Origin of the sequence: Parafrankia colletiae (genome assembly GCF_001854655.1) — a bacterium.
Taxonomy (GTDB): Bacteria; Actinomycetota; Actinomycetes; order Frankiales; family Frankiaceae; genus Parafrankia; species Parafrankia colletiae.
On record NZ_MBLM01000149.1, the window covers coordinates 1 to 24966 of the forward strand.

Consider the following 24966-nt stretch of genomic DNA (forward strand, 5'->3'; position numbering starts at 1 on the left):
CACGGGAACTCCTCGCGGCAGCTTGCAGCGGTTGATCGCTACGTCCACATGAGGTTGGCTATTCTGTCCAGCCGGAAACACCAACAGACCGGGCGAGGATGGGGCCGACGCCACGACCCCTCCTGGCTTTCCCGGCTCGGGGTATACCGGCTCAGCGGGACGACTCGACGGGTGACGACGTATGCCTGAACGGTGAACGATGTCGGTGAGCCGTGTGAGGGAGAACCTCATGCACGGATCGACGGGGGGCGGCTGGAAACGGGGCATCGCCATGGCGGGCCGGGATGAGAAACGTGCGGGGAAACCTCACGGACAAAAGTACCGGACYACAGCGCCTACAGCCACAATGCAACCGCGCCAGCCGCCTACCCTACAGACCGATCAGAAATGAAGTACGCTCTGATCGACGCGGAGAAAACACACCACTCTGTCTCCGTCCTGGCCCGCATGCTCGGTGTGTCACGCGAGGGCTACTACGCCTGGCGCCGCCGCGGCGCACAGTCCGCCCGGTCCGCTGACGACCAGACCCTGACCACGAAGATCGCCGCCGTGCATGCGGCCYCCCGGGCAACCTACGGCGCGCCACGGATCCACGCCGACCTGGCCGCTGCCGGCGTGCGGACCAGCCGCAAGCGCGTCGCACGACTGATGAGACAGGCCGGCCTGCAAGGGATCCGCCGACGCCGCCGCGTCAGCCTCACCCGCCGGGACCGGGCCGCGCACCTGCCGCCAGACCTGGTCAACCACGACTTCACCGCCCCAGCCCCGGACCAGGTGTGGACCGCCGACGTGACCTACGTGCCGACCGCGCAGGGCTGGCTCTACCTCGCGGTCGTCCTCGACCTGTACTCCCGCCGGATCGTGGGCTGGTCCATGTCCGACGAACAGAAGACCCCGCTCGTGGCCGACGCGCTCACCATGGCACTCCAACACCGCCGCCCCGCCCCCGGCGTCATTCATCACTCCGATCAGGGAAGCCAAGGTGAATTCAACTGGTCGTCGCAACACCTCGATTCGGAGGTGTGGGCGTGGGACGAGAGCCGGGCTGGGTGGAGGCGGTGACGGGGCGGCCGGGGATGCGGTCTCCGGGGCGGCCGCCGGTGGCGCATTGGGAAGATCGCCGGGGATTTTGGGCGACGATCTACTAGCCGTGGTGGCGGCGGTCGCGTCTGTCGGGGCCGTCGTGGTCCGCCGTCGCCGCCGTGCGGCCTGCCGGACCGTTCCCGGCCCGATCGATCTGGGCCTGCCCACCCCTCGTGCCCATCGAGACTCCGCACGGACGACCCTGCGGTGAGACGCACCGCTCCGTGACCGGCATCGGCGGTGTGGTGCCGGTGAGCTGCGAGGACGGCGCGGACATACCGGGCGGGCGGATGTGTGGAGGAGCCGGACGGTGTCCCAGGACGCGGACGCCCCGGCTGCCCGGGGCGGTCTGGTCGCGTGGATGGATCGCCGTCAGGTCGCGGTGTACCTCGTCGCCCTCGCCGTCGTACCGCTCGTGGTCGCCGCGATGTTCCAGAACCCCGCGATCTCGCCGACGACCACGCCGCGCCGATCGTGCGTCTCATCCAGTGAATCGAGCAACAGTGCGGTTTCACCCGAAGCCAGTCCCTGCTCCAGCACCTCGCGTACCAGCAGCCGGTCCGCGCCGAGCAGGTCCTTGACAGCCGGCCTCACGCCTGACCGCACTCCGCCAGCCACCCGGACCGCCCCACAGCCCCGGAACCGCCCGAAAGGGACGTCGACCCGAGGCGACAAACCATCTCAGACGAACGCCCTCACGAAACAGCTCACCAGGCTTTGAACGGACCACTTACGGTGCGAGGTAAGACAAAGCTTTGCGATCAAGGAATCCGTGAAAGTCGAGAACGAAACTATGAGGGAGGATATCGATGAACTCCCCGCCTCGCTGACGACGCTCGTGAAGGCCGGGCAGAACTCATGGTGCAGCGGCGGGGACTGGATACAGGGAGGTGCCTGATGAAGGCGATTGTGGTGACGGACCAGGCTGCGGGAACGGCCGGGGTGACGCTGGTGGAGCGGCCCGAGCCGCCAGTAGCGATAAACGACGTCCTCGTTGAGGTTTATGCGTCGGGATTCGTCCCGACTGAGCTGACGTGGCCCTCGACCTGGACCGATCGCCTCGGCCGTGACCGAACGCCGTCGATCCCCGGGCATGAGCTGGCCGGAGTGGTCACCGCTCTCGGCTATGGCACGACGGGGCTGTCGGTGGGACAGCGGGTGTTCGGCCTCACGGACTGRCATCGCGACGGCACGCTCGCGGAGTACGTGGCGATCGAGGCACGCAACCTCGCGCCGCTGCCGGGCGACGTCGACTTCACGGTGGGCGCGAGCCTGCCGATTTCGGGCCTGACCGCGTGGCAGGGACTGTTCGAGCACGGCCGCCTTCGGGCAGGGYAGAGCGTCCTCGTGCACGGCGCGGCCGGCGCAGTCGGGACGATGGTGACGCAACTTGCGCGTGAGTTCGGCGCCTACGTCATCGGCACCGGACGCGCCGCCGACCGCCAGAAGACGCTCGACTTCGGCGCGCAGGAGTTCGTCGACCTTGAGAACGACGCGCTGGACGACGCCGGCGGAGTCGACCTGGTGTTCGACGTCATCGGCGGAGACATCCAGAGGCGTTCCGCGGGTCTGGTTCGGGCCGGGGGAACGCTGGTGTCCGTCGTCGGACCGACCGAGGCGCGGCCCGCCGACGGCCTGGTGGTCGACTTCGTTGTCGAGTCCGATCGTGCCCAACTGGGTGAGGTCGTGCGGCGGGTGCGGGACGGACGCCTGCGGACGAACATCAGCGACGTCGCGTCCCTCGACGATGCCGTCGCTGCCCTCAACCCGACCGAGCGACGCAAGGGGAAGACGATCATCCGCGTTCGTCCATAAGAGGCGGTGGATCCGGGGCCATAACCCGGCCCGGGTCCAGACCCATTTCTCGATTCTTCGATCGCCGGGCGTCACGGCGGCGCCCACGATCGACACCTGGCGTCGGTCGTGGCGTCCGTCGCGCGCGGACAGCTCGCTGCTGTCTGGCGTTTGCCTTTGCCTTGGCTCAGCCGGTGGTGGGCATCGGCTCGCCGGTGGGTTCGGCGGCCTGGTGGCCGGCAGGAGTGGTTGGTGACGGTCGGCGGGCCGTATGTGTCAGCAGTGCGACTACTGGGAGGGCGAGCAGCGCGATCAGCAGACCAGCGGTCTGCAGGCCGTGGCCGCGGCTGAGCTGCCCGAACAGGACGGAGACCGGCAGGAAGATCAGCCAGGACAGCGTGCCGGCGCCGGACGAGACGCCGGCTCGCAGGTGCGCGCCGACCGCGTCGTGCAGCAGCCGGCCAGCTCGAACGCCGATCATCGCGGCTGCCAGGGCGACGAGGACCTGGCCGGCGATGACGATGGGGAGGGTGTGGCTGAGCGCGGGCAGGGCGGCCGCGAGCACCAGTGTGGCGCTGATCCCGATGGCCAGGGTCAGGCGGTCGAGCCGGGTCCGGGAGGCAAGCCAGCCGCCCAGGCCTCCGGTCGAAACGAGTGCTGCCCAGTAGGGCCCATACAGCGCGGCTGGCGCGTGCAGCGAGACGAGCCACAGGGGCCCGAACTCGAAGACCATCATGGTGACGACGGCCGTGAGGGCGGTGAGTAGCGCGACCGGGCGGACCGCACGGTCGGTGGTCAGCGCGCGGACGGTGGCCAGGGCCTGCCGCTGGAAGGTGGCGCGCTCGGTGTGTCGGTGCAGCCGCGGCTCGCGGCAGCGCTGGAACGCGATTACCGCGGCTGTGACGAGCGGGACGGTGGCGAAGTAGGTGACCCGGGCCGAGGTGAGCGCGGCGAGCAGCCCGCCCAGGACTGCGCTGAGGACCAGCGCGGTTGCCTCGACGACGTGCACCCGGCCGATCCAGCGTTCGTACCCGTCGCCGGAGCCGGTCTCCTCGACGACCGTGTCGTAGATGATGCTCTCCACCGTGCCGGAGTCGAGGGCGAAGAAGACGCCGAGCAGGCCCGCTGCGCCGGCGTAGGCCGCCGGTGTGGTGCTGAGGCCGCCGACCGCGGAGCTGGCCGCCAGTGCCAGGGTCGCGAGGATCATCATGCCGGTCCGGCTCCACCGGTCGGCGAGGATGCCGAAGGGCACCTCCAGCGCCGTCGCGACCGTGGCGTAGACCGCCGCGACCAGCGCGATCGCCGCGGCGTCGAAACCGATCTGCGCCATGAACATCTTCTCGACCGGGACCCACAGCAGCATGTTCTGCAGCGCCACCCCGACCTGGAGCGGCCGAAGTCGCCGGGCCAGCGCGTGGCCGGACTGCGGCTCGGTGGCGTTGGCGTTGGCGTTGGCGTTGGCGAACATCGTTCGGATCCTTTGGCTGGCGGGGGTTGCGATGTTAGGGAACGTTCCCTAACATCGCAACCGTGATTCGGCCCCCAGCTCCTGCGCGCACCCGCCGCCCGGCGGTCGAGACCCGGCAACGGATCCTGGACGCGGCCGAGAACCTGTTCTACCGGCAGGGGATCACCGCGACCGGGGTCGACCGGATCGCGGCCGAGGCCGGTGTCGCCCCGACGACGCTGTACCGCCTGTTCCGGTCCAAGGACGAGCTGGTCGCGGCCTACGTGGACCGCTACGCCGCCGGCTACCGGGACTGGATCGAGTCGCTGACGTCCGACCCGCGGTGCCCGGCGCGCGACCGCATCCTGGCGATGTTCGACGCGCTGGTCACCGTCACCGGGGCCGAGGCGTTCCGCGGCTGCCCGTTCCTCATGGTGCTCGCCGAGTACCCCGATCCGACGTCAGCGGCGCACGCGAGTGCCCAGGCGGTGAAGGCCTGGGTCCGAGGCAGGCTGCACGAGCTCGCCCGCGAGCTACCTGATCGCGACACCGCGGCCGCCGAGGCGATCTCTGATCGCCTCGCGTTGGTCATCGAAGGGCTCTACGCGTCGACCGCCGCGCTTGGCACTCAGGGGCCCGCACGGCGCGCCCGGGAACTCGCCGTCCTCGTCATGGACGCCACCACCGACAGTCCGAGCTGAGCACCCGACCGGCACCGCGGAAGGCAGACACGATGATGAGAACTGCGCAGTCTCGACCACCGGTCACCGCCCGTCACGTGCCACTGTTCTGTGACACCACGCTGGCCACGCGCATCGAGCGGGCCGAGGCTCAGCTGATCGCCGCCGCGAGCACCGCCACCCGCCACCGGCGCGGCGACGCCGCGGGATTCGTCCTGCCTGTCGCTGGCGGGGTGGCGAGCTTCGCCGAGGCGGACTCGCCGTTCAACAAGGTCGCGGGGCTCGGCTTCGGCGACGCGCCGAGCGCGGCCGAGCTGGACGAGATCGAACGGGCGTTCACCACGTATGGCGTGCCCACGCAGGTCGAGCTCGCGCACCTCGCCGACCCGACGATCGGCACAGTTCTGACGGAGCGTGGCTATCGGCTCGTCTCGTTCGAGAACGTGCTTGGCCTCGCGCTCGACGCGAGCAGCGGCGGCGACACTCCGGAAGGCATCGACATCCGAACCAGCGAGGAAGGCGAGCTCGAACGATGGCTCGACGTCGTCGTCGACGGGGTCGCCCATCCCGACACGCAGGGAGTCCCGTCCCATGAGGAGTTCCCGCGCGAGGCCGTGAGGGGAGCCGTGCGCGACCTCGCGGGGGCCACCCAGGCCGCGCGCTACGCCGCGCTACGTGACGGTGTGCTCGCCGGCGGGGCCAGCATGCGGATGCGCGACGGGATCGCGCAGCTCACCGGCGCCGCTACGGCGCCGGCACATCGCCGCCGGGGCATCCAGACCGCGCTGCTCGCGGCCCGGCTCGCCGACGCCGAGGCGGCCGGCTGCGACCTGGCCGTCGTCACGACCCAGCCGGGCTCGAAGTCCCAGCAGAACGCGCAGCGGGCCGGCTTCGACCTGCTCTACACCCGGGCCATCCTGGTCAGGCAGCTGTGACGGCCACGCAGCCGACCGCCACGACCGGCACCCCGCGCATCGGGCTCTACGACGGGCACCGCAGTGATCTTCGCGTGTTGTTCGAGCTGGCCGAGGACTCCRCCACCCAGCTCGACGCCTATCTTGACCTCGGCCGAGTTCTGGTCGCGCGGCTCGGCCCGCGGATCGTGGGCCATCTTCAGGTTGTGGCGACCGGCTATCCGTCGGGTCTCGTCATCGACGGCATCGCGTTGCGTGACCGGGTCTGGCTGGACCTGGACCTGGACCTGGACCTCGACCTGGCCCTGCTCGCCGGCCGCCCTCCCTCGCCGGCGCCAGCGCCGGGAGGGCCGGGTGATGGCGCCAGCGATCATGATCGATTCGGTAGATGATATTTCGGTTGGCGCGGTCGCTGGGCGTCGCCCCTGGTCGCCGACCGTGTGGAGACTGGACGGATGGTGATTTCCAGCCCCCGAACCAAGATCAATTGGTCCTGGTGATGACGTGCCGGTGACGTTGCAACCACAACTATCCTTAGAGGTCCCAGGCATGACTGCGGAAAGTAATCGTCGGCGGTGGAGTCTCGTCGGCCAGGTGGGCACGCTGGCGCCGTCCGGCATCGAAGGCCTTCAGCGTCGTCAGCGTCACTTCGTGAGAGGGGCGGGCGGCGCCGGCCCCGCGCCTGGTGTCAGGTCAGGCAGGGGCGTCGGCACCCTGCGTCGAGGTCGCGAACTCCTCGGGGCCGTTCTGCGCCGCCGCCGGATCCATCCACATGACCTGCCAGCCGTGGCCGTCGAGGTCGAAGAAGCTGCGTGAGCACATGAAGCCGTAGTCCTCCAGGCCGTCCGCCTCGACGCCGCCCGCGGCCAGCGCGGCCTCGGTGACCGTGTTGACCTCCTCGCGGGACGACACGCTGAAGCAGTAGAGCGCCAGCGCGTGCGTGGCGGGATCGGCCATCGGCAGCTTCGAGAACTCCGCGAACTTCTGGTGGCTGAGCAGCATGACGCTGGCCTGCTCGCCGACCAGCATGCAGGCGGCGGTCTCGTCGGTGAAGCTCGGGTTGAAACTGAACCCGAGCTTCGCGAAGAACGCCTTGCTGCGCTCGAGGTCCGCTACGGGGATGTTCACGAACAGCATGCGGCCAGGGTGTGCGGGGGTGGTCACGGCGGGTCTCCAGGTGGGTAGTGCGACGGGGTACGTCCTGGTAGACCAGGCGGGCCGGCGGAACTCATCGGTGGTGCTCGGAGCGTCCGCGCGCCAGACCGCCGGGTGGTCTCGTGCGGGGCGTCCAGGGGATCGCTGTGCGCGGCGCTGCCAGCGTGCCTTCCCCGCTCGGCGGGGCCCGGCATGATCCACGCCTCGTACCGGCGCGTGCCCGGCCGGACCCCCGCAGTGCCAGGTTCGCCCCACGCATGGAGCTGCGGCTCGGTGACCCGGTGCCCGGACGGCCCGACGGCTGGCGGATGACCGGGTGCGCGGATGACCGGGTGCGCGGATGTGGCGGCAGCTCGGTGACGGCGAAGGGCGGCGGTGATACCCGGCTCTCGGCCGGCCGGGTCCGGCCTCTTCGTTGGGTCGGTGCGCATGGCTCGCAGACTGCCGAGAACGCAGAAGAATCGCGATTCTATCGTCGTGCGTTCGGCTGATGTGCGGATATTCGAGCGCCGCATGGCGACATTTTGATGAACATTGGGCGGCGGCACGACAAAAGGGGTGACGGCATTCCCGGTGGAGGCGGAGCGTGTCGCCTCCGTGCTGCGGCGGGCCGATTCTGTGGTGGGAATCACCCTGCGCCGGTGGGCTTCCAGCGTTGGTTTTCGCTGCTGCCGCACCCGACGGTGTAGAGGGCGCCGGTCCCGCTGGGACCGGCCGCGTCCCCGTTTAGGCACCGGCCCGTCGCGACATCGACGAGGAGCGTCGGGTTGGTCCCGTAGACGGTCCACCGCTGGTAGTCGCCGCCGTTGCAGGCGAGCGTGTAGACGTCGCCGGCTGTGTTGCTGTCCAGGCAGAGGCCGGTGGCGACGTCCACGATGACCTTCGGACCGGCACCGTAGTGGGTCCACCGCTGGAAGGAGCCACCGTTGCAGGGATGCCCGTAGGCCTGGCCCATCTCATTGCTGTCCAGGCACAGCCCACTGGCGGAGTTGGTGAGGATCACGGTGTACGGCCCCGGGTTCGGGGGTGGGATCTGTGCTGGTGGCGCGGCCGGAGGCGGCGGTGCCGGCGCGGCTGGGGGTGGGGCGGCGGGGAGTGGGGCGGCAGCCGGCCGGGTGGTCGCGACGCGGGCCGGGGCCGTCTGGCGGGCCTCCGTGCGCCCAGGTGCCGGCGCGGGGAGCGCCGAGGTGGCGGCCCGCGCCGGTGCGCGCGTGCCCGCACCGGGCGCCACGGCGGCCGAGCTCGCCGGTGCGCCCGTCACCGGGACGTGCGCCGACGGGTTCGGTCGGCTCGCCGTCGGCCACGCCTGGCGTGGCCGGGCCGGGCTGGGGCCCGCGACCGAGTGGCGTGCGTTCGCCGCGGCGAGCGACGAGGGCCCGTCCCAGGAGTAGTACGACCGCGCGCCGCGCGCCGCCGCGATGCCGATCATCGTGGAGGTCGTGCCGAGCAGGGCGACGAAGGCACAGATCAGCTGCCATCGCCTGAGGTGGGTGCGCCCGGTGCGAACGGACATCAGGTCCCTCTTCCCAGTGCGCCGGGGCAGTGGCGCGCTCGCCGTGCCAGCCGCCGTGCGTTCGCCGTCACGGTGTGCCGCCGGCGGGCGTGCCCGAGCCAACAGGGCACCGCCGTCACGCGATCTTCGTGGAGAACCGCCGGATCGAGATAATAGTGTCTTAATGATGCGAGTTGTCCGGAATGATAGGCGGGGAGGTTGTTGGCGGGTGAACGACCGAACGTCCGGCCGTCGACCGGCTGTGTGCGTCCCGATGAAATTTAGGTAAACCAGTGGACCCGAACAGCGGGAAGCTCCGGGAGGACCAAGGAATGCGAACGGGTGCACCGTGATCGGAACAGATGCGCGAAACATGCCACCGGAATCCGGCGCCGGGCTCGCGCTGGATGCGGTCGCCGTGCCGGCGGGCTGGTGGGTCCGCTCGCCCGGAGACGACGGCCCGAGCCTGGACGACCCGGCGTTCGTCGCCGTGCCCGACCCGGACGGGCGGACCACGCTGATCATCGGCAGGCCCGGCTCCCCGCCGCCGACCGCGGCGGCGCTCGCCGCGCTGATGGGCGGGCTGCCCGAGGCACGGCGCGACGAAATCGTGCTGTCCGTCTACGGCTCCGTGGCGGCCGACGGCGAGCCGGGCGGCCTGCCCCAGCGGCTCGCCGAGCTGACCGGGCGGCCGCTCCTCGTGCGCCACGGCCTGCTGCTCGCCGACGCGCACGGCGCCCCGTGCGTCGTCGCGGTCGCCGACGACGGCGGCCCGCCCTGGCGCCCGTTCGGCTCGACCTACCGCTACGCGCCCGCGACCGCCCCGGTGCTGCTGCCCGGGCACCTCCCCCTGCCTGGCCTTGACGAGCAGGGGCCCGGAACCTACCGCCTGGTCGATGACTGGGTCGTCCGGCTGGTCCCGGCCGGCCTGCTGACAGGTCGGGAGGCCAGCCCACCGTCGGCGGATCCGCAGGCGGGCCCGCCGGCACGAGCTGGTGGGCAGGCACCAGGGGTGGCGGGCGCGATGCCGGGAACGGGAGCGGAGCCGGGAGTGGGAGTGGGAGCGGGAGCGGAGCTGGCCGCGTTCGACCCAGCGCACCTCGACCTGGCCGTCGAGGGACCGGCCGCCGAGCTGACCGACGCCGTGCTTGCGGCCCTCGGCCGCCTCACCGACGAGCTGCCCGCACCGGCGCGGCGCCGGCTGCGGGTCGTGCTCCCCGCCGGCGCCACGGAGGACGAGGCGCGACGGGTGCGGTGGGCCATACCGGCCCCGCAGCGCGTGCTCCCGGTGCCCGCGCCGCAGCCGCCGGTGGCCGGGCCGCAGCCGCCGGTGGCCGGGCCGCGGAGCCCAGCGGCAGCGGAGCCGCCGAGGGCACCAGCCGCCGAGCAGCCCGCCGAGCCCGCCGAGCCCGCCGAGCCGCGGGCCATGCGGGAAGCGGCGACGGTACTGGCCGTGACCGCCGACGGCCGGATGAGCCTGGTCAGCCCGCCGGGGCGGTCGTGATGCGGGTGGCGCTCGCCGAGGACGGCGTGCTGTTCCGGGAGGGGCTCGTCCTGCTGCTCACCGCGGCGGGCCACGAGGTGGTCGGTTGCGTGCCGGACGGTGACGCGCTGCTCGCCCTGCTCGACGGCAACGAGGCCGACGTCGCGATCCTTGACATCCGGATGCCGCCGGGCGCCGAGGGTGGCCTGCTCACCGCCCGCCGGGTCCGCGAGCGGCATCCGCACGTCGGCCTGCTGCTGCTGTCGCACTACGCGGAGAGCTACTACCTCACCCGGTTCCTCGAGATCGGCACCGATCACATCGGCTACCGGCTCAAGGACCGGATCGCCGGCGTGCAGGTGCTCACCGACACGCTGGCCCGGATCCGGGCCGGGGAGCTCGTCATCGAGCCGGTGCTGGCCCGCCAGCTCGTCGACCGCCCGACGCCCCGCGCCTCCTCGCTCGCCGCGCTGAGCGAGCGGGAGCTGGAGGTGTTGCGGCTCATGGCCGAGGGCCGCTCCAACAACGGCATCGCCACCGAGCTGTTCCTGTCCGGGAAAGCGGTGGAGAAGCACATCGCTGGCATCTTCGCGAAGCTCGGCCTGACCGGCGACGCCACCGTCCATCACCGCCGGGTGCTGGCCGTGCTGCGGTACCTGGGCATCGGCGCCGGTGTCGGCTGACCCGGTGTCGGCTGGCCTGGTGTCCGTCGTCGGTGGGCGCGTCGGTGGACTCCGTGGGGGCGTCTCGGCAGGTGCGGCCTGGCGTGAGCCGGCGGACATCCTGGCGAACGACATCTCTCCGCTGCCGGCACAGACCCCGCTCGTGCACCGGCTCGCACCCTTCCTGGTGAACCTGGCCCGGGCGGCGGCACCGGCCCGGGCCGTGCTGTGGACCTCGGCCGCCTCCTGGCCGGTACGACCGTCGGCCGGCTGGACGCCGCTTGTCGTCCGCGCGTTCGGGCCGGACGGGCGACTCCACACTGCCGCCACTGCCGCCTCCGCGGTATCCGCCGGTTCGGCCGGCTCTGCGGGTTCCGCCGCTTCGGCCTGGTCCGCTGGTCTCGCGGGCCTGGCGAGACGCGCGGGTCGTCCCGCCGGCGCGACCGTCCAGGTCCGCGACGGCGCGCGGCTGGTCGGTATGATCACCGTCGCCTGCTGGGCCGACGACCTGGTGGCACCGGGCCTGCCAGCGGGCCTGCTCGAGCGGACGCAGGACTGCGTGGCGCTGGTGCTGCGCGAGGACCGGCTGGCTGCGGCGCTGGGTCAGCAGCAACGCCGGGAGAAGCATCTCGACGACCGGCGGGACCGGCTCGCTCACCAGCTCGCGTGGGTGTGCGACGCCGAGCGGCGCCGGCTGGCCGGCTGGGTGCTCGCCGGCGCGGACGGCGCACTGACCGACGTGGAGGGGCACTGGCTCGCGTGCGTCGCGGCGTTCGACGAACAGCGGGCGGACGACCCAGGGGAGGGCGGCCCAGAGGAGGGCGACCCGTGTGCGGCGTTGCGCCGAATGCGCGCCGCCCTCGACGTACTCGTCGACGACTTTCGGGTCGTGGTCCGTGCGGTGGCCCCGGTGACGCTGCGCGCCCGGGGCACGGGCGCGGCGCTGGTCGAGCTGACGGCGCACCTCCCGCGCCCGGTGCGGTTCGTCGGCGACCTCGGCCGGCGGGTCGGCTGGGAGGTCGAGTCAGCGCTGTACCACGGCGCCGCGGCCGCGCTCACCATGATGTCCACCGCCGGCGTGGTCATCGCGGACGCGGTCACCGCCGGGCCCGTCGCTGACGAGCCGGTCGCTGACGAGCCGGTCGCTGACGAGCCGGTCACCGACGATCCGGGCGGTGGCCAGCGGGCCGGCCCGGGTGCCTCGACGGCCGACGAGAGTGTGCTCACCGTGTATCTGCGGCGGGTGGACGGGCGGCTCGTCGTGCGAGTGTGCGATCCACGGCCGCGTGATCTCGGTCTGGTCTGGGCCGGCCTGGCCGACGATGCCCGCCGGATGGTCGCGCTGGGCGGCGGGGTGCGCTTCGAGGTCACGGCGGACGGCGCGGCGATGGTCGAGCTGTGGCTGGCGGAACGGTTCCTCGGGGCCGGTTTCGCCGTCGGCGCCGGGCCGGGCGCGCCCGGCCCGGCGCCGACGCCGGCCGGAGCTCAGATCGGCACCGTCCCGATGATCTCGGTGCCGACGCCGCCGACGCCACGCCCGACCCGCATGGTCCCCCCGACGGAACCGAGCCGGCTCCGCAGGTAGCCCAGTTCGCTCGTCGACACCCGCCCGAGCCCGGGCCCGGTGTCGGTGATCGAGAACCACAGGCCGTGATAGGTGTCGCGCACCGTGACCACCACCGGGGAGCCCGCGGCGTGCTTGCGGGTGTTGCTCACCGCCTCCAGACAGGTGAAGTAGACGGCCTCCTCGACGGCGGGCGGGTAACGGCGTGCCTGGACGTCCGGCGAGATCTCCAGGGTGACGCCGGCCGTCTCGCGCAGCACCAGATCGAGGGCGTGCCCCAGACCCGACGTCCGCAGCGGCGCCGGCATCACCCCCGCCGCGGTGTCCGCGAGCAGCCGCCGGGTGCGGCGTAGCCGGGCGCCGAGATCGGCGACGGAACGGCGGACGGCGCCCCGGTCCACGCCCCCCGCCCCGGGCCGGGCGGCGTCGCCGGGGGAGGACCCGGTGTCGAGCTGGTGGTCGAGGAGAGCCGCGGCGAGCTGGAGAGAGACCAGATGCAACTGGGCGCCGTCGTGCAGGTCCCGTTCCAGCTCGTGCCGTTCGCTCTCCAGCAGCGACGCCGCCCGGAAGCGCAGGTCGGCCTCCTGGCCCAGGGCCTGGCGCACCCGGGTGCGGGTCGCGCGCAGGTCTCGGCCGGCGATCGCCACGGCGATGACGACACCGAGCACGCCGGCCACCCGGCCCACCGCCGCCGCGTGCTCGGGGTCGTCATCGGCAGGGACGACCGTGAGCACGCCGAGCCGGTGCCCCTGGTGGTGGATCGGCCGGCTGATCTCGTCCGGTCGCCGCGCCGGGCACGCCCCGGGAACAGCGTCAGCGGCTGCGGTGCCAGCAGCATCGTCGGGGTCGGCGTCATCGTCGGCGTCATCGTCGGCGTGGGCGTCGGCAGGGGCGGTGGCGGCTGGTATCCAGCGGTGCGTCAGTGGCGGCTGGTCGCCCTCGGCCGCGATGTCGATCGTGACGGACAGCGCACCGAGCGCCCGTCCGACGAGCTCCGCGATGGGCGTCAGGTCCCCGGCGTCCGGGCCCTTGGACGGCAGCGCCGCCGCGAGCCGCAGCACCCGGCCGACCAGGTCGGCCGGGTCGGCCGGGTCGGCCGGGTCCAGGTGTGCTTCGGCGAACCCGGCGCCGGAGCGCATGTCGCCGGATCCTGCATCGCCGGATCCTGCGTCGCCGAAGTGCGGGCCGACCGCGGCTGGTGCCATCGGGCCCTCCGTCCTCGCCGCCCGGCCGATCGTGCGGCGACCGGATGGTAGCCGGCAGCAGGCGGCCGAGGCTCGAGAACGGCCGTCATGACCGCGCCGCCGGGTCACCGGCGAGGGTCACCGCCGGCGTCGGCGTCCGCCCCGGCGCCCGCGTCCACGGGGACGTGGCCCGTCTGGATCAGGCGGCTGCCGCGTCGGGTGCACAACAGCGCCCGGCCCGGCGGCAGTGTCCGCGGCTTCGTCCCGCCCAGCAGCGGCCCCTCGCCGCGGGGGCAGGAGAACGCGAGGTCAGGGGTGTTCAGCTCCTGCAGCCGGCGCAGCACCGGGTCCATGGACATCCGCATCACCCCGGCGGCCGCCCGGGTGAGGACGACGTGCAGCCCGATGTCGCCGCCCTGCGGCAGCAGCGGGACCAGCCGCGCGAGCGGGTTGTCCGCGCCGGTCAGCAGGTCGTAGTCGTCGACGAGCACGAACAGCCGCGGCCCCCGCCACCAGTCTCGGCTGCGGAGCTGCTCCGGGGTGATGTCGGCGCCCGGCAGTCGGGGCGTGAGACCGGCGACGGCTTCCTTCACCGTCGCCGTGGTGCTGTCCGACGAGACCGAGTAGCCGAGCCGGTAAGCCTCCGGGATGTCGTCGAAGAGCCGGCGGCGGTAGTCCACCGCCATGATCCGTGCCTGCGCCGGGGTCATCCGGGTGGTGATCGCGCGGACCAGCAGGCGCAGCAGGTTGGTCTTGCCGCTCTCGTCGTCACCGAGCACGGTGAGGTGGGTCAGCGCCTCGAAGTCGTGCCAGACAGGCTCCAGCCTGCTCTCGTCGACGCCGAGCGCGACCCGCAGCGCGCCCTCGGGCGCGGGCAGGTCGGTCACCGGCAGGACGGCCGGCAGCGTGCGCACCGTGCGGGACCGCGGCCCCGGCCAGCAGTCCTCCACCGCGCTGACCAGGTGCCGGGTGCCGTGCGCGAGGTCGTCGACGGACGAGGAGCCGTCGATGCGCGGCAGCGCGGCGAGGAAGTGCAGCTTGGTGTCGGTGATCCCGTGGCCCGGGATCCGCGGCACCGCGGCCGCCGCGCGCAGGTCGATGCCCGACTCCACCGGGTCGCCGAGCCGCAGCTCCAGCCGGGAGCCGAGCTTGTCCCGCATCGAGTGGTGCAGCTCCGACCAGCGGCCGGCGGTCAGCAGCAGGTGCACGCCGTAGTTCAGGCCGCGGGCGGCGATCTCACGGGCGCCCTCCTCAGCCTGCTCGAACTCCTGGCGCAGGGTGAACCACCCGTCGACGACCAGGAACAGGTCGCCGAACTCCTCCTCGGGTACCCGGCCGGCGGCGACCGCCGCGCGGTAGTCAGCCATGCCGGTCACGCCGAGGTCGGCGAAGCGCCGCTCCCGGTCGGTGAGCACGGCGAGCGCCTCCGCGACCGTCCGGTTCACCCGGTCCGGGTCGTGCCGGCCGGTGACGCCGCCGACGTGTGGCAGGTCGGCGATGCCCGTGAGCGACCCGCCGCCGAAGTCCAGCCCGAAGAACTGCACCTCGCGCGGCGAGTGGGTGAGCGCGAGTGCGCAGACCAGCGTGCGCAGCAGCGTGCTCTTGCCGCTTTGCGGCCCGCCGGCGATCCCGAGGTGCCCGCCGACGCCGCCGAGATCGATCATCAGCAGGTCGCGGATCTGCTCGAACGGCTTGTCGATGACGCCGACGGGCACCCGCAGCCGCCCGCCCACGCCTGTGTCATCGACCGGGCGCAGGCCGTGGTCCGGGTCCGGGAGCAGCGGCGGGAGCACCTGGTCGAGGGTGGGTGCCTGCTCCAGCGGCGGCAGCCAGACCTGGTGGGCGGGCGGTCCCTGCCCGACCAGCCGGTCGACGAGGACCTGCAGCACCGTGTTCGCGCCGGGCCCGCCACCGCCGCCGGGACGGCCGGCCTCGGGCTCCTGCTCCGGGGCCGACTCCCGGACGACGACCGGCGCGAACGCCGTGTCGTAGCGCAGCACCTGGCTCTCGATCACCTCCTGGCGCACCCGGGTGGAGCGCAGCCGGTAGGGGCCGGACACGTAGGCCGCCTTGAACCGGGTGATGGTGGCGACGTCGGAGCGCAGGTAGCCGCTACCGGGGGAGGCGGGCAGCTCGTAGGCGTCCGGCACGCCGATCACGGCCCGTGACTCCATCGCGGAGAACGTCCGTAGCACGATCCGGTAGGACAGGTGGCCCTCGATCTGGTGGACCCGGCCCTCGTCGAGCCGCTGCGAGGCGAGCAGCAGGTGGACGGCGAGGGAACGACCCAGCCGGCCGATCATCACGAACAGGTCGATGAACTCGGTGTGCGCGGCGATCAGCTCGCTGAACTCGTCGATGACCACGAACAGCGTGGGCAGCGGCTCCAGCGCGGCACCGGCCGCGCGGGCCTGCTCGTAGTCGCGCGCCGAGCTGAAGTTCCCCGCCGCGCGCAGCAGCTCCTGGCGGCGGATCAGCTCCCCGTGCAGCGCGTCGCGCATCCGGTCGACCATTGACGCCTGGTCGGCGAGGTTGGTGATGGTGGCCGAGACGTGCGGCAGGCGGTCCAGGCCGGCGAAGGTCGCGCCGCCCTTGAAGTCGACGAGCACGAGGTTCAGCGTCTCGGACGAGTGGGTGACGGCGAGTGCGAGCACCAGCGTGCGCAGCAGCTCGCTCTTGCCGGAGCCGGTCGCGCCGATGAGCATGCCGTGCGGCCCCATGCCGTCCTCGGCGGACTCCTTGATGTCCAGCTCGATCGGCGAGCCGTCGGCGGCCACCCCGATCGGCACCCGCAACCGCCCGCTGCCCTGGCCGCCGGCCGCCCAGCGCGCCTTCGCGTCGAACCGTTCCAGGTCGCCGAGGCCGAGCAGGTCGGCGAGGTCCTGGTCGCGGGTCAGGCCGTCGTCGGCGCGCTCGGCGTTCTCCCCGGCACTGTGCCGGGCGGTCAGCCGGGCCAGCGTCGTCGCCCGGGTCCGCGACAGCAGGTCCGGCGCGGCGAGCCTGGTCCGGACCTCGCGGCCCACCCGGTCGCGCTCGACGGTGTGGATCTCCTCGGCGGTGACGTCGAGGTGCAGCACGCGACGGGCGTCCCCACCGCCGTGCGCGTCGAAGTCGATGAGGACCGCGTTGCGGTAGCCGGAGTCCAGGAACCGGGATCCGGCCGGGATGCGGCCGCCGTCGCTCACGACGACGACGTAGGGCTCGGTCTGCGAGGGCGTCGCGCCGCTCTCGAACCGGGCCCGTTCGCCGAAGTCCCGGCCGAGCAGCCGCTCGACGTCCTCCAGGGACTCCCCGAACACCCGCACCGGGCCGGCGGCGTCGCGGTCGGCCGGGTGCTGCGCGTGCGGCAGCCACTTGACCCAGCCCCACTCCTCGGCCCGGTCCGGCGCGGCGGCGACGGCCAGGCGCAGCTCGTCCGGGGCGTGGAAGGTGACGAGCTGCGCGAGCAGCGCCCGCACGACACCCAGCGCGTGCTCGCGCGGGCCGTCCACCCGCAGCCGGGCGAAGCCGCGGACGAAGAGCGCGACGGGCTGGCGGGGGACGGTCGTGTAGGCGCGGGTGAACCGGCGCAGCGCCTTCGCGCAGACCGGTTCCAGGTCCTCCACCGGGCTGGTCTGCAACGGGGTGATCCGGACGGCGAGGCGCTGGGTGCCGGTGCCGACCCGGACCTCACCGAAGTCCGGGTGCGCCGGGCGGCGCTCCCACAACCGGCTCGTCATCGCCACCGACCACAGCGACTCCGGCTCCGGATGCCGCCAGGCCAGCGCCGCGCGCTGCTTCTCGGCGTAGCCTCGCACCTCGCGGCGGGTCCGGGACAGGTAGCGCAGGTAGTCCCGGCGCTCACCGCCGATCTTCTGCCGGCGGTCGCCGGACTGCGTCACCATGTGCGTGGCGCCCATCGCCCCCATGCCGAGGACCATCACGCACATCATCGCCAGGCCGAAGCCGCCGGACATCGAGCGGCCCATGAAGGCGAACATCATGCCGCCCGACATCAGCATCCCGGGAATGATGTAGACGAGCGCGCGCATGCCGGTGCTCTGCACCTCCGGCACGGCCGGCGGTTCCTGGAGCGTGATGTCGCCGTGCGGCATCTCCGGTCCGACGCGGCGGGCGGGGCGGCGGAAGGCAACCGTGGGCATATCCACTACACGCTCGCGCCGAGCCGAACGGTTGCCCCTGTAGTGTGATCTGGGTCACATTGGCGAACCGGGTGTGCCGCCGGACCCGTGCCGAGGGCGTGGTGCAGAACAGCACGGCGGAGGTGTGCCGCCTCCTCGTCGTCGGGCCGACCAGCCAGGTCGACCTGTCCGTGCCCACCCACATCCCGCTGTCCGACCTCATGCCGGCGCTGCTGCGCGGCCTCGGGCCCGATCTCGCCGACCGCGGCCTGGAGCACAGCGGCTGGGTGCTCCAGCGCCTCGGCGAGACCCCGCTCGACGAGGATGCGACCGTCGCCGACCACGACCTGCTGGACGGGGAGACGCTCTACGTCCGGCCCCGCTCGGACCAGCTCCCCCCGCTCGACTTCGACGACCTCATCGACGGCGTCGCGACCGGGATGCGCTCCCGGTCCGGGCACTGGCGGCCGCGCAACACCCGCCTCGCCGCCCTCGCCGTGCTCGCGGCGCCGCTCGTGACGGTGCTCGTGGTCCCGCTGCTCGGCGGGCGCGGGGGCGTCGGCGCGCTGGGGCAGGGGCGGGCCGTCGCGCTCGCCGTCGTCGCGGTGGTGCTGGCCGCCGTGGCGACCGTCGCCGGGCGCCTGCTGCGCGACGCCGCCCTCGCCGCGCTCGTCGGCACCGCCGGGGTGGCCGCCACGGTGGAGGCGGTGCTGTGCGCGCTCGTCGACGCCGGACCGGGACGCGCCGTACCCGGGCCCGCCGGTCTGCTGCTCGTTGCCGCCGGGGTGGGCACACTGGTGGCGCTGGCCCTGCTGGCCGCGGTGTCCGGGGTCGAGGCGCTGCTGCAGGTGGGTACCGCCGTGCTGACTCTGGCCCTGGCCGCGGCCGTGGTGAGCTGGCTGGTCTCGGGGGCGGGGCTGAGCTGGACCGCGACGGCCGCCGTCGCCCTGATGCTGAGCGTCGCTCTGCGCCCCGCAGTCCCGGTCCTCGCGTTCAAGCTGGCCCGGATGGCGCTGCCGCCGCTGCCGGTCGAACCGGACGAGCTGCAGGAGGACATCGAGCCCGAGCCCGGCGCGGAGGTCCTCGCGCGCACGGCGGCCGCGGACCGGTACATGACGGCGCTGCACGCCGCCTGCGGGGTGATCTCCGGCGGGGCGCTGCTGCGGCTCGCGGCGGCGCCCGGCTGGGTGCCGGCCACCCTCGTCGTCCTCGTCGCGCTCGCCCAGCTGCTCGCGCTGCGCCCGATGACGAGCACCTGGCATCGGCTGGCGCTGGGCCTGCCCGCCTGCGCCGGCCTGCTCGCCGCCCTGCTGTTCCTGGTGCCGCGGCCCGGTTCGTTCGGGGACGAGGTCGCGCTGTGGCTCGCCCTGTCCCTGGTGCCGGCCGGTGTCGCGGTCACGTGGGTGCTGGCCCGCCGGCGGCTGACCCCGATGTGGGGGCGGGCCGGCGACTGGGCGCACACCGCCGCGCTCGTGCTGGCGGTGCCGTTGGTGGTCAGCGTGCTCGGCGGGATCTCGCTGGTCCGCGCCGTGGTGAACTGAGCGGCGGTGAGCTGACATGCAGTCCCGTCGTGATCAGGTCGACGCGCAGCGGTACCTGAACTTCCGGCTCACCGGGGCGCTCGTGCGCGCCGACCCGGACGCGCTGGAGTCGCCCACTCGCCGCGACGTCCGCAGCCTCGTCGCGGGGTCGGTTGTCGCGCTGCTCATGCTCGGCGGGGTCGCGGCCTGGGCCTGGCTGGCCTCCGGCGGGTCGACGGCGTGGCGCCAGCCCGGCGTGCTGATCATCGACAGGTCGACGGGCACCCGATTCCTGTTCCTCGACGGCGTGCTGCGGCCGGTCCGCAATGTCGCCTCGGCGCGGCTGCTGGTCGACGGGAACGTCAAGCCGCTGACAGTGGCCGGCTCGCGGCTGGCCGGGGTGCCGCGGGGCGCCCCGCTCGGAGTCGTCGGCGGCCCCGAGATCCTGCCCGACGCGGGCCGGCTCAACGCCGGGGTGTGGCGGGCATGCGCGCAGGGGTCACCGGACACGGCGGACACGGCGGCCGCGGTGGCGAACTGGCCGCGGCCGGCGGGCGGCGCCGGTGACCGGATCGTCGTGGAGGTCGCCGGCCCGCCCGCGGCGGCCCGCGTCGGGCGCGACGAGGGGCTGCTCGTCTCGTCGGAGGGCACCGACTACCTGCTGTGGCGGGGACGCCGGCTGGAGCTGGCCCGGCCCTGGGCCGCGGACGTGCTCGGCTGGGGCGGGACCGCTTCCGTCCCCGTGCCCGCGGCCTTCCTGGAGCTGGTGCCCGCAGGCCCCGAGCTGGCACCGGTGGCCGTGCCGGAACGGGGCACCCCCGGCCCCGACATCGGCGGCCGGCCGACGTCGCGGGGTGACCTGTTCGCGGTCGCCACGGCCGCCGGACAGACGGCCTACTACCTGCTGCTGCCCACCGGTCTCGCGCCGCTCACCGCGACCCAGTTCGCGCTGACGCAGGCGGAGCCGGGAACCGCGCCCGCGCGCCGCATCACGTCGGCGGAGCTCGCGGCGGCCCCGCGTGCCCGCGTCGCCGAGCCGGCGAGCCTGCTGCCGGCGCGGCCGCCCGTGATCGTCGAACCGCGGGGTGACACGGCCGCGGTCTGCGTCGAGACGGTGGGCGTGCCCGCGGTCTTCGCCCGCAGCACCGAGCCCGCGTGGCGGGCGCGCGTGGCGGGCGCCACGGCGTCGCCGGGCGCGCCGGCCCAGCCGCCGCCTCCGGCAGGGCCCGCTTCCGGCGCGCCGACGGACCCCGCCCTCGCGCTGGTGCTCGCGCCCGGACCACTCCCCGCAGGGACGCCGGAGGCGGACGTCGACGTCGACGTGCGGGTCCAGGCGCGCGGCGGCGCGCTGCTCGTGCCCGACGCGGACGTCCCGGTCGACCAGCAGCAGTGCCTGCTCGTCGACGGCGCCGGCACCGCCTTCCCGCTGACGCCGGACGCCGTCGAGGCGCTCGGCTACCGGCTCGAGCAGGCCATCGAGGTGCCCCGGCAGCTGCCCCTGCTGCTGCCACGGGGACCGTCCCTCGACCTGATCGGTCGGGCGGCCGGATGAGCCGGCCCGGCACCCACCAGCCCGACCAGCCCTCCCACCTCGGCTCGCGACGGGCCGACAACCGAAGGAGTGACACCCATGGCGGCTCCCCAGCTCACCGCGGACGAGGCCACCACCGTGGCCATGATCAGGGCGTTCGACAACTGCCAGGACGAGTGCCAGCTCATCCAGCAGACCGTGAACACCGCGGCCGACCTGCTGTTCGCGCAGTGGGGCGGCATCGCGGCGGGCAGGTACCGCGATGCGATCGTCGGCTGGCAGGAGGGGTTCAACCAGGTGCGTGCGGGCCTGAACCTGCTCAACGAGTCGATGGTCGGCTACGCCAAGATCACGACCAGCACCGAGGATGACGCCCTCATGATCGGTTCGAGCTGGGCGCAGGGCTAGCGCCGCCACAGCCAAGGCCCGCCCCCTCCGCCGAGCCCTCGCGCTCGCTCCCCCCGCGCTCGCTCCCCCCGCGCACCGTGCGATGCCGCGGTCGCGCCGAGCCGGCGCCACCGCAGGAACCGACCGAATCGAGGAGACCATGGTCGACTACACCTTCAACCCGAACGGCGCCCTGGACACCGCGGCGGAGCTCAAGATGGTCACCGACAAGATCGACACCTCGCTGGCGACCCTGATGACCCAGGTGCAGAACTTCATCACCGCCAACGCGGRCTCCGCGCCGGACAACTACGCCGCCGCCCAACAGCTCTGGAACTCCGGCCAGAAGAAGATGCAGGAGTCCCTGGCGCTCGGGCAGGCGAAGCTCCAGGAGATCCACGCCACCTACGTGCTCGGTGACAACCAGGGCGCGGCGGTCTTCGGCACCATCTGACGCATCCTCCCTGACCGGGCCGACCGAGGGTCCCGGGCCTCGCGGGCCTCGCGGGCCTCGCGGGCCCCGCCGGTCCCGACCGCTGGGCCGGGCGGTGTGCCGCACCCCCTCCGACGCGGCCGCCGCCCGGCCCGTCACACCACGTCCGTCCATGTCCGGTGACAGGAGAGCCTCATGGCCGAGCCCATCAAGATCAGCGGTAAGACCCTGGAGACACTCAGGCAGCAGTACGGCGACCAGAGTGCCGCGATCGAGACCCGGCTGGCGGTCTATCCCTGGGCGCCGGGCAACGTCCGCGCGACGGTTGCGCTCGCGGAGCCGCTCCCGCTGCGGCTCGGCGGCGCCGGCTTCACCGCGGGCGTCGGCCTGGCGAAGGCGATCGAGCTGGTCCGCAAGAACATCGGCGAGCGGCTGGACACCGTGTGGACGAACTCCGACGACCTGAACTGGGGCCTGCAGTTCCTGCTGGAGAACTCCAAGGCGGTCGAGGGCTTCAACACCATGACCGCCGCGGAGTTCGAGTCGTACATCCCGGCGGGCTCCGCATCCCCCGTTCCGGGCGGCTCGGCCACGCCGCCGGTGCCGCCCGGAAAGGGCAGCTGAGCGGATGGCGACCGGCGACCCGCCCGGCCTGATCGAGGACATCCTCCGTGACATCCTCGGGTACACCCTCGGCGGTGGCAGCACGAGCCCGAACACGGCGCCGCCGCCCGCCTCGGGCTCCTCCGGCGGCTCCACCGGGGGTAACCCGAGCACGCCGCCCAGCGGCGGGCTGGAGTCGGGCCTGCGCAGCGACACGGTCCGTTCCAGCGGCCCGCCGTGGCTGATCCCCGGCGAGCGGCACGAGAAGTACGCGGTCCTCGACAACAAGAAGCCGGCCTTCCAGGAGGGCGGCCTCACCTTCTGGCGGTGGATGGACGGCTACGGCTCGTCGAACTACGAGTGGCTGACCGTCTGGGTCGGCAAGGTGGGCGGCTCGGGCGGCGCCACCAGGAACTCGACCACCGTCCCGACCCAGAGCGAGAACGCGGTGCTGAAGGTCGGGACCGCCTGGACGGACCTCGCGGCCGCGCTGCCGCAGCTCGCCGGCCCGGAGCGGCCGTTCGACCCGGAGTACCTGCAGGCCGTCAACCTGGTCCTCGCCGCCGTCGGCCTGTGGACCAAGGACATGCGGACCATGATGAACGCGGACATCGACGGCATCGACACCAAGAAGACCGACTTCCAGGGCTCGGCCGCGCGGGCCTTCCGGGACCGGGTGTGGGAGGCCCGCCGGGGCGTCCAGGACCTGCCGGAAACCGCGGCGAAGTGGGTCACCCCGCTCGACACGGYGGTCACCAGCGCCCGGAACTTCGTCCGTCAACTGCACTGGGACAGCGCCTACTGGCGGGGCGACGCGGCCGCCRCCGATCCCGCCCGCCAGCCCCCCGGCGGGGAGCCGGCCGGCGTCTGGGTGCACCCCTACAACCTCATCGTCGCGATGTTCAACGGTTCCACGGTGTTCGACACCGGGCATCCCGAGAACTGGAACCACTCCGGCGGGCTGTGGGAGACCGGCCGTATCCGCGGCGACAAGGGCCTGATGGCGAACGGCATCTGGGGCGAGATGCTCATCCGCTTCCCTGCCTGGACCGGCATCACCGGTGACTGGCCCGTGCTGCGCGAGCCGAGCTGGATCCAGATCGACAAGCTGCTGAGGGCCGCGTGGGCCGACCGCATCCAGAAGGCGTTCGCGCCGACCGTGAAGGCCGCCGCGACGATGATCACCAATTTCAACACCGCCGCGGGCGCCGTGCGGCTCGGCCACATGCCCCGGTCCAGGCCGCCGTACCAGCCGCCCACGGACACCGGGAAGAGCGGCCCGGGAACCGCGGACCTGAACAAGACCCTCAGCACGCTCAACGACAACCTGAACAACGGGCTCAAGAACCTCGGCGGTGGTATCGGGGATGGTCTGAAGGGCCTGAACACCAATCTGGGTGACGGGCTGAAGGGTCTTGGTGGTGGTATCGGGGATGGTCTGAAGGGCCTGAACACCAATCTGGGTGACGGGCTGAAGGGTCTTGGCGGTGGCATCAGCGGGTTCCCGGGTGGCCCGGACGGCAGCGGCCTCGGGGCCGAGGTCCTCAACGAAGCCGTCCTCTCCCGCCGCAGCCCCCTCGACACGCCGGAATCCGGGATCGGCGCGGCCTCCGGTCTGGCGGGCCTCGGCGGACTGGGCCCGTTGGGCACCTCCGGCTCGCGGACCCTCGGCGATCTCAGCCCGCAGCAGCTCACCGCGCTCGGGCGGACCGGGCAGCTCGACGGCAGGCCGCTGACCCCGGAGCAGGTGGAGGCGCTGCGCGACGCCGGCTTCGACACCTCCGGCCTGGGCAGCCTCGGTGACCTGACCGGCGAGCAGCTCCAGACCCTCCAGCAGCAGGGCCTGCTCGACGACCTGCCCCTGAACGGCACGGACCTGGGGACGCTCAACGACGCCGGGCTGCTCGGGTCGGGCTTCGGCACGCCGCACGACCTCGGTGACYTCAGCCCCGCGCAGCTCACCCAGCTCCTGGACTCCGGGCAGCTCGACGGCACCCCGCTGAGCGGTCCGCAGCTCGACCAGCTCCGCCAGGACGGGCTGGTCAGCGCCGGGATGACCGGCCTCGACTCGCTCGGCGACCTCAACCCGGCCCAGCTGCGCAGCCTGAGCGAGGCGGGCCTGCTCGACTCGCTGCCGGTGAGCCCCGAGCAGCTCGCCACCCTGCGTGACGCGGGCCTGCTCAGCCCCGACGGCGGCGGCCTGGCCGGGGGGCTCGGCGACCTGCGTGCCGGTGGCGGCGTGACGGGCGGGTTCGGCGAGTCCGTGCCCAGCACCATGTTCCCCACCGCCATCGACGGCGTCGACGTGAGCCCCTCCGCGCTCTCCCTGGACCCGGCCGCCGGCGGCACCTCCATCGGCGACATCCGGGCACCGCTGACCCAGCAGGTCACCAGCGGCGTCGGTGGCGGCTTCGGCACGGCCGGCGTCGCCTTCCCCGGTGCCGCGGGGCTGGGCCCGCTCGGCACCGGCGCGGAGCTCGCACCGGCGGGTGCCGCCGGTGCGGGCGGTGCGGGCGGCCTCGCGACGGGTGCCAGCGGCGGGATGCCGTTCATGCCGATGCCGATGGGCGGCGGGATGGGCGGCGCCGGCGCAGGCGCGGGCCAGTCCCGGGAACGGCAGCGCACCACCTGGCTGACCGAGGACGAGGAGGTCTGGGGTACCGACCCGGAGTGCGCGCCCGCGGTCATCGGCCGCGACGACGGCCACGGCGAGGGCGACGCGAACCGCCGCGAGCGCGTCGACGCTCCGGCCTCCTCCCCGGACCGCGGCGATCGCATCCGCCGGCGGCGCTGACCAGCACGGGCCCGGCACGGCCGGTCGCGCGGCCTGCCCGACGCGCGCGGCCGGCCGCATCCAGCACACCGGGCGGCCCGCCCCACCCGGGCGGGCCGCCCCCACCGGACGAGGAGACG

General features: G+C 73.4%; 20 protein-coding genes. 14 read left to right on the plus strand and 6 right to left on the minus strand.

What is annotated here, in order from left to right; genetic code table 11:
- Nucleotides 1-387 precede the first annotated feature (387 nt).
- The gene (locus CC117_RS26585) at nt 388-1062 is read left to right on the plus strand and encodes an IS3 family transposase (RefSeq protein ID WP_084132847.1); all 675 of its coding nucleotides are present in this window, start codon (nt 388-390) and stop codon (nt 1060-1062) included.
- A gap of 393 nt (nt 1063-1455) precedes the next feature.
- On the opposite strand, the gene CC117_RS26590 is transcribed toward CC117_RS26585, so the two are convergent.
- Nucleotides 1456-1677: a hypothetical protein gene (locus CC117_RS26590; RefSeq protein ID WP_071088887.1), complete on the minus strand. Its 222-nt coding sequence runs from the start codon at nt 1675-1677 to the stop codon at nt 1456-1458.
- A gap of 303 nt (nt 1678-1980) precedes the next feature.
- Here CC117_RS26590 and CC117_RS26595 point away from each other — a divergent pair, with 303 nt between their 5' ends.
- Nucleotides 1981-2898 carry an NADP-dependent oxidoreductase gene (locus CC117_RS26595; protein ID WP_071088889.1) on the plus strand — a complete coding sequence of 306 codons (918 nt, stop codon included), beginning with the start codon at nt 1981-1983 and terminating at the stop codon, nt 2896-2898.
- Between the two features lie 166 nt (nt 2899-3064).
- Here the strand turns inward: CC117_RS26595 and CC117_RS26600 are convergent, their stop codons facing one another.
- Nucleotides 3065-4345, minus strand: a complete 1281-nt coding sequence (locus tag CC117_RS26600; protein WP_071088891.1) for an MFS transporter — start codon at nt 4343-4345, stop codon at nt 3065-3067.
- A gap of 62 nt (nt 4346-4407) precedes the next feature.
- Between CC117_RS26600 and CC117_RS26605 the strand changes: the two genes are divergently transcribed.
- Genes CC117_RS26605 through CC117_RS38260 form a run of 3 tightly spaced genes read left to right on the plus strand, consistent with a single transcriptional unit; the run spans nt 4408 to nt 6310 of the window.
- Nucleotides 4408-5025: a TetR/AcrR family transcriptional regulator gene (locus CC117_RS26605; protein ID WP_198541995.1), complete on the plus strand. Its 618-nt coding sequence runs from the start codon at nt 4408-4410 to the stop codon at nt 5023-5025.
- A gap of 35 nt (nt 5026-5060) precedes the next feature.
- A complete protein-coding gene (locus CC117_RS26610; protein ID WP_071088945.1) occupies nt 5061-5939 on the plus strand; it encodes a GNAT family N-acetyltransferase in 879 nt (292 codons plus the stop codon).
- Nucleotides 5936-6310 carry a hypothetical protein gene (locus tag CC117_RS38260; RefSeq protein WP_071088893.1) on the plus strand — a complete coding sequence of 125 codons (375 nt, stop codon included), beginning with the start codon at nt 5936-5938 and terminating at the stop codon, nt 6308-6310. Before CC117_RS26610 ends, CC117_RS38260 begins: the two co-directional genes overlap by 4 nt.
- Nucleotides 6311-6611: 301 nt before the next feature.
- Here CC117_RS38260 and CC117_RS26620 read toward each other — a convergent pair whose 3' ends face one another.
- Both CC117_RS26620 and CC117_RS39395 read right to left on the minus strand, forming a co-directional pair.
- Entirely contained in the window at nt 6612-7055 is a 444-nt protein-coding gene (locus tag CC117_RS26620; protein WP_071088726.1) for a VOC family protein, read from the minus strand.
- A 646-nt stretch (nt 7056-7701) separates the two neighbouring features.
- Nucleotides 7702-8586, minus strand: a complete 885-nt coding sequence (locus CC117_RS39395) for an RICIN domain-containing protein (protein WP_241830450.1) — start codon at nt 8584-8586, stop codon at nt 7702-7704.
- A 352-nt stretch (nt 8587-8938) separates the two neighbouring features.
- On the opposite strand from CC117_RS39395, the gene CC117_RS26635 reads away from it, so the two are divergent.
- The 3 genes from CC117_RS26635 to CC117_RS26645 are packed head-to-tail and all read left to right on the plus strand — an operon-like array spanning nt 8939 to nt 12295.
- Nucleotides 8939-10069, plus strand: coding sequence for a hypothetical protein (locus CC117_RS26635; protein ID WP_131803141.1), 1131 nt, complete (start codon nt 8939-8941; stop codon nt 10067-10069).
- Nucleotides 10069-10731: a response regulator transcription factor gene (locus CC117_RS26640; protein WP_071088899.1), complete on the plus strand. Its 663-nt coding sequence runs from the start codon at nt 10069-10071 to the stop codon at nt 10729-10731. The genes CC117_RS26635 and CC117_RS26640 overlap by 1 nt, the downstream gene beginning before the upstream one ends.
- On the plus strand, nt 10721-12295 hold the full coding sequence (locus CC117_RS26645; protein WP_071088901.1) for a hypothetical protein: 1575 nt from the start codon (nt 10721-10723) through the stop codon (nt 12293-12295). The genes CC117_RS26640 and CC117_RS26645 overlap by 11 nt, the downstream gene beginning before the upstream one ends.
- Here CC117_RS26645 and CC117_RS26650 read toward each other — a convergent pair.
- Complete coding sequence (locus tag CC117_RS26650; RefSeq protein ID WP_071088903.1) at nt 12196-13479, minus strand: sensor histidine kinase; 1284 nt, start codon at nt 13477-13479, stop codon at nt 12196-12198. The genes CC117_RS26645 and CC117_RS26650 overlap by 100 nt on opposite strands.
- A gap of 104 nt (nt 13480-13583) precedes the next feature.
- On the minus strand, nt 13584-17600 hold the full coding sequence (gene eccCa / locus CC117_RS26655) for a type VII secretion protein EccCa (RefSeq protein ID WP_071088905.1): 4017 nt from the start codon (nt 17598-17600) through the stop codon (nt 13584-13586).
- A gap of 44 nt (nt 17601-17644) precedes the next feature.
- On the opposite strand from eccCa, the gene eccD reads away from it, so the two are divergent.
- The 6 genes from eccD (at nt 17645) to CC117_RS26685 (ending at nt 24847) form a co-directional block, all read left to right on the plus strand.
- Nucleotides 17645-19120, plus strand: coding sequence for a type VII secretion integral membrane protein EccD (gene eccD / locus CC117_RS26660; RefSeq protein ID WP_241830451.1), 1476 nt, complete (start codon nt 17645-17647; stop codon nt 19118-19120).
- Between the two features lie 16 nt (nt 19121-19136).
- The gene (gene eccB / locus CC117_RS26665; RefSeq protein ID WP_071088907.1) at nt 19137-20651 is read left to right on the plus strand and encodes a type VII secretion protein EccB; all 1515 of its coding nucleotides are present in this window, start codon (nt 19137-19139) and stop codon (nt 20649-20651) included.
- A 78-nt stretch (nt 20652-20729) separates the two neighbouring features.
- The gene (locus CC117_RS26670; protein ID WP_071088909.1) at nt 20730-21038 is read left to right on the plus strand and encodes a WXG100 family type VII secretion target; all 309 of its coding nucleotides are present in this window, start codon (nt 20730-20732) and stop codon (nt 21036-21038) included.
- 139 nt (nt 21039-21177) lie between these two features.
- Nucleotides 21178-21471, plus strand: a complete 294-nt coding sequence (locus CC117_RS26675) for a WXG100 family type VII secretion target (protein ID WP_071088951.1) — start codon at nt 21178-21180, stop codon at nt 21469-21471.
- Between the two features lie 174 nt (nt 21472-21645).
- Nucleotides 21646-22074, plus strand: a complete 429-nt coding sequence (locus tag CC117_RS26680) for a hypothetical protein (protein WP_071088911.1) — start codon at nt 21646-21648, stop codon at nt 22072-22074.
- A gap of 4 nt (nt 22075-22078) precedes the next feature.
- A complete protein-coding gene (locus CC117_RS26685; protein WP_071088913.1) occupies nt 22079-24847 on the plus strand; it encodes a hypothetical protein in 2769 nt (922 codons plus the stop codon).
- Nucleotides 24848-24966: the final 119 nt, after the last annotated feature.